General features: G+C 67.4%; 13 protein-coding genes. 4 read left to right on the top strand and 9 right to left on the bottom strand.

The window, feature by feature from the left end:
* The first annotated feature begins 29 nt into the window (after positions 1 to 29).
* Both leuA and ACZ5TO_RS11440 read left to right on the top strand, forming a co-directional pair.
* Positions 30 to 1,736: a 2-isopropylmalate synthase gene (leuA, locus tag ACZ5TO_RS11445; protein WP_184143527.1), complete on the top strand. Its 1,707-nt coding sequence runs from the start codon at positions 30 to 32 to the stop codon at positions 1,734 to 1,736.
* A 135-nt stretch (positions 1,737 to 1,871) separates the two neighbouring features.
* Positions 1,872 to 2,345, top strand: a complete 474-nt coding sequence (locus ACZ5TO_RS11440) for a VOC family protein (RefSeq protein WP_464798170.1) — start codon at positions 1,872 to 1,874, stop codon at positions 2,343 to 2,345.
* A 51-nt stretch (positions 2,346 to 2,396) separates the two neighbouring features.
* Here ACZ5TO_RS11440 and ACZ5TO_RS11435 read toward each other — a convergent pair whose 3' ends face one another.
* The 4 genes from ACZ5TO_RS11435 to ACZ5TO_RS11420 all read right to left on the bottom strand — a co-directional run bounded on the left by ACZ5TO_RS11435 (position 2,397) and on the right by ACZ5TO_RS11420 (position 5,499).
* Complete coding sequence (locus ACZ5TO_RS11435; RefSeq protein ID WP_464798169.1) at positions 2,397 to 3,251, bottom strand: anti-sigma factor family protein; 855 nt, start codon at positions 3,249 to 3,251, stop codon at positions 2,397 to 2,399.
* A 1-nt stretch (position 3,252) separates the two neighbouring features.
* On the bottom strand, positions 3,253 to 3,771 hold the full coding sequence (locus ACZ5TO_RS11430) for an RNA polymerase sigma factor (RefSeq protein WP_184143521.1): 519 nt from the start codon (positions 3,769 to 3,771) through the stop codon (positions 3,253 to 3,255).
* A 156-nt stretch (positions 3,772 to 3,927) separates the two neighbouring features.
* Positions 3,928 to 4,527: a tetratricopeptide repeat protein gene (locus ACZ5TO_RS11425; protein WP_184143519.1), complete on the bottom strand. Its 600-nt coding sequence runs from the start codon at positions 4,525 to 4,527 to the stop codon at positions 3,928 to 3,930.
* Between the two features lie 69 nt (positions 4,528 to 4,596).
* A complete protein-coding gene (locus ACZ5TO_RS11420) occupies positions 4,597 to 5,499 on the bottom strand; it encodes a metallophosphoesterase family protein (RefSeq protein WP_464798168.1) in 903 nt (300 codons plus the stop codon).
* Between the two features lie 110 nt (positions 5,500 to 5,609).
* Between ACZ5TO_RS11420 and ACZ5TO_RS11415 the strand changes: the two genes are divergently transcribed.
* Positions 5,610 to 6,107 (top strand): NUDIX domain-containing protein, encoded by a 498-nt coding sequence (locus tag ACZ5TO_RS11415; protein ID WP_464798167.1) that lies wholly within the window; start codon positions 5,610 to 5,612, stop codon positions 6,105 to 6,107.
* 1 nt (position 6,108) lies between these two features.
* Here ACZ5TO_RS11415 and ACZ5TO_RS11410 read toward each other — a convergent pair whose 3' ends face one another.
* A complete protein-coding gene (locus ACZ5TO_RS11410; protein ID WP_464798166.1) occupies positions 6,109 to 7,095 on the bottom strand; it encodes a glutathione S-transferase family protein in 987 nt (328 codons plus the stop codon).
* Between the two features lie 281 nt (positions 7,096 to 7,376).
* Between ACZ5TO_RS11410 and ACZ5TO_RS11405 the strand changes: the two genes are divergently transcribed.
* The gene (locus tag ACZ5TO_RS11405; protein WP_464798165.1) at positions 7,377 to 7,901 is read left to right on the top strand and encodes a GNAT family N-acetyltransferase; all 525 of its coding nucleotides are present in this window, start codon (positions 7,377 to 7,379) and stop codon (positions 7,899 to 7,901) included.
* A 172-nt stretch (positions 7,902 to 8,073) separates the two neighbouring features.
* On the opposite strand, the gene ACZ5TO_RS11400 is transcribed toward ACZ5TO_RS11405, so the two are convergent.
* The 4 genes from ACZ5TO_RS11400 to ACZ5TO_RS11385 form a co-directional block, all read right to left on the bottom strand.
* A complete protein-coding gene (locus ACZ5TO_RS11400; protein WP_464798164.1) occupies positions 8,074 to 8,610 on the bottom strand; it encodes a glyoxalase superfamily protein in 537 nt (178 codons plus the stop codon).
* 174 nt (positions 8,611 to 8,784) lie between these two features.
* Entirely contained in the window at positions 8,785 to 10,857 is a 2,073-nt protein-coding gene (locus ACZ5TO_RS11395; RefSeq protein WP_464798163.1) for a hypothetical protein, read from the bottom strand.
* A gap of 1 nt (position 10,858) precedes the next feature.
* Positions 10,859 to 13,657: a DUF4159 domain-containing protein gene (locus ACZ5TO_RS11390; protein WP_464798162.1), complete on the bottom strand. Its 2,799-nt coding sequence runs from the start codon at positions 13,655 to 13,657 to the stop codon at positions 10,859 to 10,861.
* Entirely contained in the window at positions 13,654 to 14,574 is a 921-nt protein-coding gene (locus tag ACZ5TO_RS11385; protein ID WP_464798161.1) for a DUF58 domain-containing protein, read from the bottom strand. The genes ACZ5TO_RS11390 and ACZ5TO_RS11385 overlap by 4 nt, the downstream gene beginning before the upstream one ends.

Genomic DNA, 14,574 nt, shown 5'->3' with positions numbered 1-14,574 from the left:
GAATGCCGGGACGACGAAGAGAAGACGCGATGATTCTGAAGACCCACACCCCCAAGCAGGGCATGCCCGACGCGGCCACCAAGTACCAGCCCTATCCGACGATCAACATTGCGGACCGCACCTGGCCCGGCAAGACGATCACCGAGGCGCCGATCTGGTGTTCGGTGGACCTGCGCGACGGCAACCAGTCGCTGATCAACCCGATGGGCCACGACCGCAAGGCCCGCATGTTCCAGCTCCTGCTCGACATGGGCTTCAAGGAAATCGAGATCGGTTTCCCCTCCGCCTCGCAGACCGATTTCGACTTCGCCCGCTGGTGCGTGGAAGAGGGCAACGTGCCCGACGACGTCTCCCTGCAGGTGCTGGTCCAGTGCCGGCCGGAGCTGATCACCCGCACCTTCGAGGCGCTGGAGGGCGCGCGCAACCCGATCATCCACTTCTACAATTCCACCTCCGAATTGCAGCGCCGCGTCGTGTTCGGCAAGGACGTCGCCGGCATCAAGCAGATCGCGACGGATGCGGCCAAGATGATCACCGACATGGCCGCGAAGGCCGGCGGCGGCTACCGCTTCGAATATTCGCCGGAGAGCTTTACCGGCACGGAGCTGGAAGTGGCGCTGGAAATCTGCAACGCGGTCGTCGAGATCGTGAAGCCGACGGCCGACAACAAGCTGATCCTCAACCTGCCGTCCACCGTCGAGATGGCGACGCCGAACATCTACGCCGACCAGATCGAGTGGATGTGCCGCAACATCGACAACCGCGAGAACGTCATCGTCTCGCTGCACCCGCACAACGACCGCGGCACGGGCATCGCCGCGACGGAACTGGCGCTGATGGCCGGCGCGGACCGCGTCGAAGGCACGCTCTTCGGCAACGGCGAACGCACCGGCAATGTCGACGTCGTCACGCTGGCGCTCAACATGTACACGCAGGGCATCGATCCGAAGCTCGACTGCTCGGACATCGAGCGCATCAAGGCGGTCTACGAATATTCCAACGAGATGGCCATTCCGGAGCGCCATCCCTATGTCGGCGAGCTGGTCTACACCGCCTTCTCCGGCTCGCACCAGGACGCCATCAACAAGGGCATGAAGGCCATCAAGAAGGCCAACAAGCCGCTCTGGGAAGTGCCCTACCTGCCGATCGACCCGCAGGACGTCGGCCGTTCCTACGAGGCGATCATCCGCATCAACTCGCAGTCCGGCAAGGGCGGCATCGCCTATATCCTGCAGGAGGACTACGGCATCAACCTGCCGCGCAACCTGCAGGTGGAGTTCCGCGAGGAGATCCAGCGCATCACCGACGAGGAGGGCGTCGAGCTGCCCTCCAAGCGCATCTACGAGAGCTTCATGGAGCGCTACGTCACGCAGCCGGGCACGCGCCTGCGCTTCGTCGACCACCACACCTATCCGGAGACCGGGCAGAAGGGCCTCAGGATCGTTGCCGCGGACATCACCGACGGCGGCGAGAACAAGCGCATCGAGGGCAAGGGCACCGGGCCGATCGACGGCTTCATCAACGCGCTGTCGATCTATCTCGGCATTCCGATGTCGGTGGCCGACTATTCCGAGCACTCGTTGCAGCAGGGCTCGAACGCGGCGGCCATCGCCTATGTCGAGGTGGAATATCCGGGCGGCAAGCTGTTCGGCGTCGGCATCAACACCAATATCGTAACGGCCTCGCTCGAAGCCATCGTCTCGGCCGCCAACCGGGTGCTGGCGACGCGCCGCTGACCGGCCGAAAATCGAAACGCTGAAAACCCGGCAGCCCCGCTGCCGGGTTTTTCTTTTGGCGCATGTCGGACTGGAGAAGCCGGGTTCGTCTTCTACCTACAGGATCACGAAACCCACGCTCGAAAGGATGAGACAATGGCCAAGAACACCATCTGCGTTTGGTACGACAAGGATGCCGAGGCGGCCGCCCGCTTCTATGCCGAAACCTTCCCCGACAGTTCCCTCGATGCCGTCATCCGCGCGCCGGGGGATTATCCGTCCGGCAAGGAGGGGAACGTCCTCGTCGTCGAATTCACCGTCGCGGGCATTCCGTGCGTCGGCCTCAACGGCGGCACGACCTTCCGGCAGACGGAGGCCTTCTCCTTCCAGATTTCGACGGAAGACCAGGCGGAAACCGACCGCTACTGGAACGCGATCGTCGGAAACGGCGGGCAGGAGAGCGAATGCGGCTGGTGCAAGGACCGCTGGGGCGTCTCCTGGCAGATCACGCCGCGCGTGCTGCTGGAGGCGCTCAAGGTCGGCGGCGCGGAAGCGAAGCGCGCCTTCGATGCCATGATGACGATGAAGAAGATCGACGTCGCGGCGATCGAGGCGGCGCGCCGAGGATAAGCCTTGCCGAAAAGACGGAGCGGCGTCCGGCCCGGCCGGACGTCCACGGCGCTAGATGTTCGCCGATACCACTTCGGCGATGCGCTCGAGGTCTGGATCGGCCGAGGGGCCGACGACCACGTAGGAGGCCTTGCCCTTCTGCCAGGTGACGAGGCCGATGTCGTTGCGCATGCTTTCGGCAAGCGGCGTCGTGCCTTCCACCGGCTCGCTCTGCAGGAAACAGATGGCGAAGATCTCGTTCTCCGCATCGCGGTAGAGGAGCTGCGCGGTCGGCTTGCCGCCGGCCACCAGCAGGCGCGCGCCCTCGAAGGTCAGTTTCTGGGCGGACAGATCGGGCAGGGCGAACGGCACGCCGGTGCTGGCCGAGAGCCAGTCCACGATATGCCCGCTCTCGCTCGCCGGCACTTCCACCAGATGGCGTGCCTGGCGCGAATAGATGCGATGGTATTCCGCCACGTCGTCGAGCCAGGTCCGCGCCGGTGCGAACTGGTTGGAGGCGGCCTGGAAGGAGGTCTGCTTCTGCTCGGAGATGAGATAGCCGGCGGCCCCGCCCGCAAGGAAGATCACCAGCGAGGCGGCAAGCGCCTGCGGCCAGAAGGCGCTGCGGCGGTTTGCGGGAATCTCGGCTGCGGGAACGGCGGCGAAGCCGAGCTTCGACGGGTCGTCCTCATTCCGGCCGGCTTCCTTGATGTTACGCACGAGGTCGAGCGGGATCGGGTCCTGCAACATCCTGTCGAAGGCGCGCGCGCCGAATTCGCTGCCGAGCTTGAGCTTCTCGTAGACCACGCGCGCCTCGTCGTCGCCGGCGAGGATGGCGTTGATTTCTTCCACTTCCGCTTCGGGCAATTGGCCGTCGAGATAGGCCGACAACCGTACTTCGAGCGGGAGACCCTGTGTGCTTTCCACGTCAGGCCCTCCTTTCTGTCTGTTCGGAGATCATGGTCGCAAGCCGGATGCGCGCGGCCGAAAGCCGGCTCATCACGGTGCCGATCGGTATGCCGAGGATATCGGCGGCCTCGCGGTAGCTGTGGCCTTCCACGTTCACCAGGAGAAAGACGCTGGAAAGGCCTTCCGGCATGGTCATGATCAACTTGTGCAACTGTTTGGCATAGACCGCCTTGTCGGCCGATGCCTCGATATGCAGGTTATCCTGCTCGGCGACATCTACGGTTCCGGACCCTGTGCGGACCTTTCGCTTGCGGATCTCGTCCACCCAGAGATTGCGCGTCATGGCATAAACCCAGCTTTCCAGCCGGCCTTCCCCGTTCCACAGATGGCTCCGCGTGATGGCGCGCTCGCATGCCTCCTGCACGAGATCGTCCGCGTCGCTGCCGTTGCGCGTCAGCGTCATGGCGAAACGGCGCAACTTCGGCAGCAGATTGACCAATTCTCGCCGGAACTCATTCGCTTCTGCCGTCGGACGCATTGCTTTTCCAAGGAAACGTTTGGGATCAAAACTCTATTCGCCCCCGGCCGGGCAGCGACCGTCTGATATGAAACATTCTTCTCGTGAACTGCAAGCGTGAACGGCATCGGGGAGCGCAGTTTCCCGCGCTCCCTTTCGATATCGGCGCTGATGCGCTCAATAGGTGGTGCGTTCGCCGCCCAGCGACTGGAGGAGCGCGCGATAGGCCCAGGTGCCTTCGCCGCCGCGGTCTCGGATCTCGACGAGCTGGACGCGGGCGCCCTCGATGTCGCCCTGCTCGATCAGGGCCTGGCCCATATAGGAGCGGGCGAGGATGTAGTTCTCGTCCTTCTGGAGCGCGCGCTTGTAGTAGGTCATGCCCAGCGCCATGTTGCCGAGCTTGCGGGTGTTGTAGCCCATGTAGTTGAGGATGCGCGGGTCCTCCTGGTCGTAGGCGGCGCGCAGCGCCTTCAAGGCGTTCTCGTACTGGCCGGCATAGGCGAATTCGCGGGCGGCCGCATAGAGCTTGTCGTCGATCAGCCGCTCGGTCTTCTTTTCCTCTTCGGGCTTCGTGCCCTCGGCCGGCTTCAGGTCTTCCGGCGCGACGCATTCCTTCTTCTCGTCGCTCCAGATCTTGCCGTCGGTGCAGGTCGTCGTGGTTTCCGTCGCGACCGGCGGGGTGGTCGTGTCGGAATCGGCGGCGCGCGCGGCCGGCAGCGCCGTCAGCGACATGGCGGTGCAGAATGAAAGCAGCATGGTGTGGCGAAGCATGGTCATGGGTTTCCTCCTGGTCGGGCCGGCCGGAAAGTATGACGATTGGAGCGGGCGTTTTATTCCCCGGTCCGGCTAGAAATGCGTCGTCTCGGCAAGCGACAGGCCGAGCCCGTCGGCCGTCAGGGCGTAGCGCTCGCGCGTGACGCTCCAGCTTCCCGGGCCGCCGGAGATCGAAAAGAGGTTGTAGCCGGCCGGCGGCTTGTGGCCACCCGGTCCCTGCGAGGCCGAGGCGATGCCGACCACCGGCACGGGCTTCGTCTGCCCCGCCAGCCAGTGCACCGTGTCGAGATGGGTATGGCCGTGCAGCACGAGCTCGGCGCCGCCCGTCGAGATGGTCGCGGCGAAGCGGCGGATGCCGATCATGCGCTTGTGGAAGGCGGTCGCGCCGCGGATCGGCGGATGGTGGATGAGGACGACGCGGAAGAGCCCGGCTTCGCCGGCCGCGCGCAGCATGTTGACCGCCTCGCGCGCCTGCCGGCTGCCGAAATAGCCGGAGGCGGAGAAGGGCGGGGTGGCGACGGCCGTCGAACAGCCGACGATGGCGACCGGCCCGCGCACGCGCAGGTACGGGAAGACATGCATGCCCTCCTGCCATTCCTCCGGCGCCGCATCGCCGCGCATATAGGGATACCAGGCGCGGGTCGCCTTCTCGTAGGCGCCGCGCACATAGGCGTCGTGGTTGCCCGGAACGAGCGAGACGTCCTCCGGCGGGCCTGCCTCGGGCAGCCAGCGCCTGACGGCGGCGATCTCCAGCGAGGAGGCGAGGTTCACGAGGTCGCCGGTGATGGCGAGATGGTCGGGCGCCTGCCGCTCGATATCGTCCAGCACCACGTCGAGCGTGTTGGTGAAGAGGTGCCGGCGGCGGTTTCGGTGCCAGTTGACGAAGCCGGTGATGCGCTTGGAAAACAGCTCCAGGAAGGTGAGGGCAGGCAGCGGCCCGAGATGGACGTCCGAGATATGGGCAAGTCTGAACATACCCCTCCTTAGAGCATAAGGGGCTTCAGGGAAACGCGAGGCGTGGATATTCCCGGGCTTTGGCCGCACGCGGGCTTGATTTGGCGGGAGGGTTCCGGCGAAGTGCCGGCATGGAGCAGGACCCGCCTTCGGAACTTCCGACCCGCAGCCCGCTCGCGCGGTTGGTGACGCGCGTGCTGCACGTCTATTTCGCGCTGTCGCGGGGCATGACGATGGGCGTGCGCGCGGCCTGCTTCGACGAGGCCGGCCGCGTCTTCCTCGTGCGCCACAGCTACGTGCCCGGCTGGTATCTGCCGGGCGGCGGCATCGAGCGCGGCGAGACGGCGCCGGAGGCGCTCGCCAAGGAGATGCGGGAGGAGGGGAACCTCGTCCTCGGCGCGCCGCCGCGCCTCGTGCATGCCTATTTCAACAGCCGGATCAGCAGGCGCGACCATGTGCTCTTCTACCGCTGCGACGGCGTCACGCAGACGGCGCCGCGCCTGAGGGACCGCGAGATCGTCGAGGCCGGCTTCTTCGCGCTCGATGCGCTACCGGCCGACGCGACCGCCGCCACCCGCCGGCGGCTCGACGAGCTTGCCGGGCGGGTGCCGTTCACGGATTTCTGGTAGGTTAGGCGGCTTTCAGCCGTTCCCGGCCGTGCGGCGAGGCAAGGTCGATCTCCGGGCCGACCGGCACCACGCCCGTCGGGTTGATCGTGGCGTGGCTGCGGTAATAGTGCTCCTTGATGTGGCGCATGTTCACCGTCTCGGCGACGCCCGGCACCTGGTAGAGGTCGCGCAGGTAGCCGTAGAGGTTCGGATAGTCGGCGATGCGGCGGATGTTGCACTTGAAATGGCCGACATAGACCGGATCGAAGCGCACCAGCGTCGTGAAGAGCCGCCAGTCGGCCTCGGTGATCCGCTCGCCGGTGAGGTAGCGCCGGCGCGACAGCCGTTCCTCCAGGCTGTCCAGCATGGCGAAGAGCTTCGTGACGTTCTCCTCGTAAGCTTCCTGGGTCGTTGCGAAGCCCGCCTTGTAGACGCCGTTGTTGACCGTGTCGTAGATCGTCCCGTTCAGGGCGTCGATCTCGGCGCGCAGGTCTTCCGGGTAGAAATCCTCGTGCGAGCCGGTGATGCCGTCGAAGGCCGAATTGAACATGCGGATGATCTCGGCCGATTCGTTGTTGACCAGCCGGTTCTCCTTCTTGTCCCACAGGACCGGCACGGTGACGCGGCCGGAATAGTGCGGATCGGCCTTGAGGTAGACTTCGTAGAGCGTGGAGGCGCCGAACAGCGGATCGAGCGTGCCGCCGTTCTCGCCCTTGAATTCCCAGCCCTTCGACAGCATCAGCGGGTCGACGACGGAGACGGTGATGAGGTCCTCCAGCTTCTTCAGCTTGCGCAAGATCAGCGTGCGGTGCGCCCAGGGGCAGGCGAGCGAGACATAGAGATGATAGCGGCCGGCCTCGGCGGCAAAGCCGCCTTCGCCGCTCGGGCCCGGCGCGCCGTCCGGGGTGATCCAGTTGCGGAACTGCGAGGCCGAGCGCTGGAAATGGCCCTTCGTCGCCTTCGTATCGTACCAGACGTCGTGCCAGACGCCGTCAACGAGCATGCCCATGGTCTTCTCCTTTGCCGTCAGCGCGGCCTGAACTTGCGTCCATAGATAGCGCACGGGGGCGGGCTGGATAGGCGCTTTTTGGTGAACGGTGCGTTTTGCTCTTTGACAGAAGGAAAATTTCTGCTATCCGCGCTGGTCAGGACCGGCACTTGCGCCGGCAGGGAAGACGGCCTTCATGTTTTATACGGGAACCCCACGACGACGCTGATGCTTCAGGCTGCGCCCCCTCGGCGGCGGCGCGATAACCCGCATCCACAGCTTCGTATCCGGTTCCCCGATCCATGAACATGCTCAAGCACGATATCGTCTACCTGACGGAAGATACCTCCCACGACGCCGCCATCGAACTCATCAACGAGGAAGCCTTCGGCCCCGGCCGGCATGTGCGCGCTGCCGCCCGCATCCGCGAGCAGGGCCCGCACGACCTGTCGCTTTCCTTCGTCTGCACCGATGACGGCGAGACCATCGCCTCCGTGCGCATGACGCCGGTGATGGCGGGCGATGTGAAGGCGCATCTGCTCGGCCCGCTCGCCGTCCGGCCCTCGCACAAGAACCGGGGCATCGGCCGCGAGCTCCTGCGCATCGCCTGCGCCGCCGCGAAACGCAAGGGCTCGGAGGCCGTCGTGCTGGTCGGCGACCCGCCTTATTACGGCCCGCTCGGCTTCGAGAAGGTCACCTGGAACGCGCTCGCCTTTCCGGGACCTGTCGATCCGGCGCGGGTGCTCGTCATGCCCTTTGCGGAAGATACGCATGAGCGGCTGAAGGGCGTGATCGCCTGGCGGGACGATGCGGCGGACGGGCAATAGTTCCCCTTTTGAGATGTGGCTTTGCCCCTCACCCAACCCTCTCCCCGCAAGCGGGGAGAGGGGACGTGCTCCACGAACAGTCGTTGCTTGAGGAAAACGGTTCGGCGTCCCCTTCGCCCCGCTTGCGGGGAGAAGGTGGCGGCAGCCGGATGAGGGGCAGCTTGAAAGACCTTCAGTCCTTCAATTCCATGAACCGGATACGGTTCTGGAACGGGTCGGTCACCGTCACCTCCAGCCGTGAGCCTTCGTCCTCCAGCCCGGGCTTCATGTAGCGGTAGTCCTTGCCGATCAGTTCCTTCTGGAAGGCGCGGATGCCCTTCATGTAGACGACCATGTTGCCGCCGGGCGTGGCATCGCCCGCGTGCTCGGAAAGGTGCAGGCGCAGGCCCGCGCGGGAGACCTGCGTGTAGAGCGGGAAGTTCTCGCCGTAGCGGTGCTCCCAATCGACGGAAAAGCCGAGGAAGCCGAGGTAGAATTCCTGCGCCTTCGCCACGTCGAAGATGCGCACGATGGGCACCGCCTGCTCGAAGGCGATGCCGGTCTCCGGCGGTTTCGCTTCTATTTTCGAGGACAGGACGTTCCAGGTCTCCACGCCGAACTGGCGGGCGACGATCTCGAGCGCTTCGCTGTGGGAAAATTCGAGGTTGCGGGCGGCGAGCGCCTCCCGCATGGCTTTCGCCATGAGCTTGGCATCGCGAAAATCGCGCATGTCCGTTCCTTCCGTTGCGGCGAAGCCTTCGTCAGTGCCCGCATTGCCGACGCCTTCGCCCACGATGAACGGGGGATAAGGTTTTAGGGGAGGCGTTCGCCATGCCTGGAAAGGCGCGGGTCTGCCGGCCGCCTCCGGCCGTGCGGCAAGACTAGCCGAAACGGGAAATCGCGGTCAACGCCCTTCGCGGTACCACATGGCCGAGAAGGCGAGGAGCAGGAGGCCGATGCCGCCGAAGCCGGCGAAGAGCGGCAGCGAATCGATGCCCTTCAGCACCGTCTCGTCCGTCATGCGCAGCGACAGGCGGTTCTCGTCGGCGGTGCGCACCGCGCCCGAGACCGGCAGCAGCGGCGGCAGGGTGAGCGCCTTGCCGTTCTCGCCGATAAGCCGGCGCACCGTGCCGCGGGTAGCCTCGGCGAGCGGCTTCAAGGTCTCGGTCGTCGAGATCGTCGCCTTGAATTCCGGCGCGTCCACCGCCCCGACATGGACAAGGGCGCTGAGGTCGCCGTTGGTGACCTCGTAAAGGCCGGTTTCGCTCGTCGGCACCTCGGCGCGGTAGAGGCCGGGTTCGGCCTCCTTGAGCGCGACGGACTGCGTCTTGCCGGAGGGCAGCTTCAGCGTGGCTTCGCCCGGTGCGTCGCCGATCGTCTGGCGGTCGATCCGGAGCGTGCGGCCGAAGGCGCGGGCCGTCAGCGCCTCCTCTTCCAGCGCCGGTTCCTGCATCAGCCAGTGGGCCGTGCGCCGGTAGAGCGAGACATGCGGGCCGCCGCCCTCGAAGCCGCGCGCCCAGAGCCAGCCCTGGTCGGAGAGCAGCATGGCGACGCGCCCCTTGCCTGCGCGGTTCAGCACCAGCAGCGGCTTGCCGTCGTTGGCCTCCATCACGACATTGCCCTGCGGCCGGTCGACGTCGACGGTGCGGAACCAGCGGCCCCAGTGCGGCGGCTCGTCGTTCGCCCCTTCGAGGCCGCGGGTGACGGGATGCTTGCGGCCCTGCTCGGACAGGCGCGGATAGAAGGGCGCGACGTTCATCGTGCCGGTCGGGCTTGCCGGCAGCACGGCCGAGAGCGGCGTTCCGGCGATGGAATCGGCGCCCGCATGCTCCGGCCCCGCGGCGATCAGCAGCGCGCCGCCGTTCTCCACGTACTGCGCGATGTTGTCGTAGTAGAGGATCGGCAGCACGCCGCGGTGCTGGTAGCGGTCGAAGATGATGAGGTCGAATTCGTTGATCTTGTCGACGAAGAGTTCGCGCGTCGGGAAGGCGATGAGCGAGAGCTCGTTGATCGGCGTGCCGTCCTGCTTTTCCGGCGGGCGCAGGATGGTGAAGTGGACGAGGTCGATGGCGGTGTCCGACTTAAGGAGGTTGCGCCAGGCCCGCTCGCCGGCATGCGGCTCGCCCGAGACGAGCAGCACGCGCAGGTTCTCGCGGATGCCCTCGATGACATGGATGGCGCGGTTGTTCGCCGTGGTGATCTCGCCCTCGAGCGGCGCGACCTCGAATTGCAGGATATTGTTGCCGCCGCGCGGCACGGTGAAGTCGAGCGGCATGTCGGTGCCGGGCTCGACCGTTTCCGTCGCGATCTCGTTGCCGTTGAGACGCACCGTCACGCGGGCCGTCTCGCCGGGGCCGGCGCCGTCGTCGACCACGCGGAACTTCAGCTCCTGCGGCTCGCCGACGATGCCGAAGCGCGGCGCGCTCACGACCTCGATGCGCCGGTCGAACTCGTCCGGCCGGCCGGTGATGAGCGCATGGACGGGCGCGTCGAAGCTGGAGAAGGCGGAGGGCGCGGGAATGTCGTGCACCTGGCCGTCGGTGATGAAGATCGCCCCGCCGACGCGCGAGCGCGGCACGTCGGCGATGGCGGAATTGAGGGCGTCGAAGAGGCGTGTCGAGGGGGTGTCGGAGGTGCCGTCGTCGCCGGCTTCCACGATGCGCGGCTCGATGCGCGGATAGTGCGAGAAGCGCTCCTTGAGGCCTTCCAGCGCGGCATCCGTCTCGGCCGTGCGTTCCCCGCTCTCCTGGCTCTGGCTGCGGTCGACGATGACCGGCACGACCGTGGAAAGCGCTTCGCGGTCCTCCTGCATGACGACGGGATTGGCGAGCGCCAGCACGAGGAGGGCAAGCGCGAGGGTGCGGATGACGGCGCCGCGTAGGCCCCGCCACAGGCCGATGCCGGCCAGCACGAGGGCCGCAAGGCCGATGGCGGCGATGGCGATCCAGGGCAGGAAGGGGGCGAACTGGAGCGTCATTCTACTGCCCCAGCCGTTCGAGGAGGGCGGGAACGTGCACCTGGTCCGCCTTGTAGTTGCCGGTGAGCATGTACATCATGATGTTGACGCCGGCGCGGAAGGCGTGTTCGCGCTGCGTTTCGTCCGCCGGCACGGTCGGCAGCAGCGGCGCGCCGCTGGCATCGATCGCCCAGGCGCCGGCAAAGTCGTTGCCGGTGATCATGATGGGCGAGACGCCGTCGCCCGCGCGCGCCGGGCGGGAGGGATCTTCCTTGCGGTCCAGTTGCGCCTCCACCCAGAGCGGGCTTCCGGCATAGCGGCCGGGGAAATCGGCAAGCAGGTAGAAGGCCTTGGTCAGCACATGGTCCGCCGGCACGGGCTCCAGCGGCGGAATGTCGAGATTGGCGAGGATCGCCTGCAGGCGCTCGGTGTTCGGGCTGGTGGAGCTGCCGTCGAGCGTTGCGTACTGGTCGCGCGTGTCGAAGAGCACGGTGCCGCCGCTCCTCATATAGGCGTCGATGCGGCTGATCGCGGCGCTGGAAGGCATTGCGGCCGTGGCGCTCACCGGCCAGTAGATGATCGGGTAGAAGGCGAGCTCGTCGCTCGCGATATCGACGCCGACCGGTTCGCCGGGCTCCAGCGTCGTGCGGTAGGTGAGGAATTCCGTGAGGCCTGCAAGGCCGCGTTCGGAAATGCGGTCCACATCGGTCTCGCCGGTGACGACATAGGCAAGATGCGTCGTGTCGAGCCGCGACAGGATGTCCTCGTCGCCGGGCTTGGCGTCGTCCGCGCGGCTCTGGCCAGGAACGGCGAGGAGCGCGCCCGCCGCAAGCACCATCAGCAGGGCGGCGGCGCTGCGCTTCGGCAGGCGGCGGGAAAGGGCGAAGGCCCCGCCCATGAAGAGCACCACGGCGCAATCCACGAGCAGCAGCAGGGCGGCGAGGGTAAGGAGGTGCGGCTTCGCCGACCAGGTCTCCTTGCCGGCCAGCGGCTCGCGGACAAGCGAAGCGCCCTCGGGGACCGGCAGCGGGCGGATCGTGTAGCCGGCGGGCAAGAGGTTGTGGGCGACGTAGCCGTCCTCCGTGCCGTAGAGGCCGGGTGGGTTGTCGTAGGTCGCGATCTTGCCGCTGCCGGCGGCGGCAAGGGGCTTGGCCTCGCCCGTGGCGGCGGCGAGCGTGCCGCTGGCTGTCATCAGGCGGTAGGGCGGCAGGCCCTGGGCGTCGGCGGCCTTGGCCGAGGCGCCGCCGCCGCGCGAAAGCTGCACGGTGCGGCGAAGCATTTCCACGAAATCGCCCGAGAGCGGCAGGTTGGACCAGCCGGTCTCCGCGCTGACATGGAAGAGCACGATGCGGCCGGCGTCGAGCGGCCCGGTCGTCACCAGCGGCGTGCCGTCGGCAAGGCTCGCCCAGGTGCGTTCGGCAAGGTCCGGCGTCGGCTCGGCAAGCACCTGGCGCTTGACGAGGATGCCTTCCGGCGCGCGCATGCCGAAGAAGGGGCTGTTTGCCGGATAGGCGGAGAGCGGCTGCGGCTCGGACCAGGAGAGCGCGCCGCCGAGCGCGCGTTCGCCCTTGCGCAGGAGGACGGGCACCAGCGGGTCGTCGGCGGGCGCGGCGGCAAGGCGCGGCCCGGCGAAGCGCACCAGCATGCCGCCCGCCTCGATCCAGCGCTTCACCTTGTCCTGCGCCTCCTCCGGCAGGCGGCCGATATCGGCCATGATCAGCACGGACGGGTTCTGGTCGAGGAGTTCGGGAATGGCGACGGACAGGTCGGCGACGCTCGGCTCGATGAGGTCGGCATAGGGGGCGAGCGCGCGGTTGATGTAGTGGAGCGGGGAGAGCAGCGGCTGGCTCGCATCCACTACGTCGCCGGAGAGGAAGGCGACCCGGCGGCGGCGGAAGCCGTCGTCGAGGAGATAGGTGCCGCCGGCATTGGCAAGACCGTCGACGGTGATGCGGGCGAAGTCGTTGCGCAGCTCGAAGGGGGCCGTGATCGTGCCGGTCGCCGCCCGCTCGCCCGCGGCGAAGGTCGCGGTGCCGGTGGCGATGGGCCGGCCGCGCGTATCGTGCGCCGTGAGGTTCAGGCTTCGCGGCGCGGCGCCGTCGAGGCGGGTGAGCGTGAGGGAGAGCGCTTCCGCGCCGTTCGCCGCCGCGGTGACGGCGAGCGCGGGCGCGCCGTCGCCGGCGATCAGGCGGAAGTCTGCGGGGGAAAGCGCTTGCAGGGCCGCGACCGTGTCGTCCTTCTCGCCGCCAGCCACGCCGTCGGTGATGAAGGCGAGCGTGCCCGGCGCTGTGCCGGCAAGCGCGGTGGCAAGCGCCGCGACGGCGCCGGCCCTGTCCGCCGGCAGCGGGCGCGGCTCGGCGGCGGCAAGGCGGGTGCGGGCGGTCGCCGCGTCCACCGGCACGGCGTCGTGCTGGCGCTCGGCGGTCAGGACCAGCGAGATCGGCAGGTCGCGGCTTTCCGCGTCGTCGATCAGCATGCCGGCGGTCTCGACGCGGTGCGGCCAGTCGCTCGCCGCCACCCAGCTGTTGTCGAGGACGAGGACGAGCGGGCCATTGCCGGAAAGCGTGTTGGTGCGCGGGTTGAAGACCGGGTTTGCGATGGCGAGGATGACGGCGGCGGCCATCAGCATGCGCAGCAGCGTCAGCCACCAGGGGCTCTGCGCGGGCGTTTCCTCGCGCTTGAGGATGGAGGCGAGGACGGCGAAGGGCGGGAAGACCTCCGCGAGCGGGCGCGGCGGCGTCAGCCGCAGCAGCCACCAGATGACCGGCAGGAGGACGAGCGCGACGAGCGCGGCAGGAAAGGCGAAGGCGAACGCGCTCATGGTCTTGCGCCTTCCGCCTTCAGGGCCGGCATGCCGGCGAGATAGGCGTGCACGGCGACCAGCGCCTCGGAGGCGAGGCGGTCGGTGCGGTGGGTGATGAAGCTCCAGCCGAGATGGCGCAGCGACCCGGCAAGGGTCTCGCGGCGCGCGGCATAGGCGCGGGCATAGTCGTCCTTCAGCGTCTCGGCGCGGCCGGCCGTCAGCTTCTCGCCGGTCTCCGGGTCGGTGAACTCGGTGCGCCCCGCATAGGGGAAGAGCTCTTCGGCCGGATCGGCGACCTCGATGACATGGCCGGTGAGGCCGCGGCGGGCGAGCGGGCCGAGGCGGTCCATCACCTTCTCGACGGGATCGAGGAAATCGCCGATCAAAACGATGTCGCTGTTGCCGCGGATCATGCCCGTGTCGGGCAATCCGCCGGTGGAAGGGCTGTGCATCAGGGCCGCGGCCAGCCGTTCGGCGGCGTTGCGCGCGGCGATCGGCTCCATGATGCCTGGGCAGCCGATGCGCTCGCCCGAGCGGGCGAGGATCTCGGCGAGCGCCAGCATGAGGACGAGTGCGCGGCTTTCCTTCGAAACGCCGGCGAAGGTGGATTTATACATCATCGAGGGCGAAAGGTCGGCCCAGACCCAGATGGTATGGGCGGCCTCCCATTCGCGGTCGCGCACATAGGTGTGGTCGTCGCGGGCCGAGCGCCGCCAGTCGATGCGCGACAGGCTCTCGCCGTCGACATAGGGGCGGAACTGCCAGAAATTCTCGCCGATGCCGCGCTTGCGCCGGCCGTGCCAGCCGGCGATCACCGTATTGGCGAGGCGGCGGGCCTCCACCATGCAGTCGGGGATGAGGGCGGCGCGCGCCTGCGCCCGCGAGAGCACCTCACGGGTCGGGGTGGGTGCGACGATCTCTCCGACGGATGCCAT

The organism is Shinella sp. Sh6 (assembly GCF_055392685.1).
Note: the sequence above shows the minus strand (reverse complement) of the source record. Positions and strands in the feature narration are given on the sequence as shown.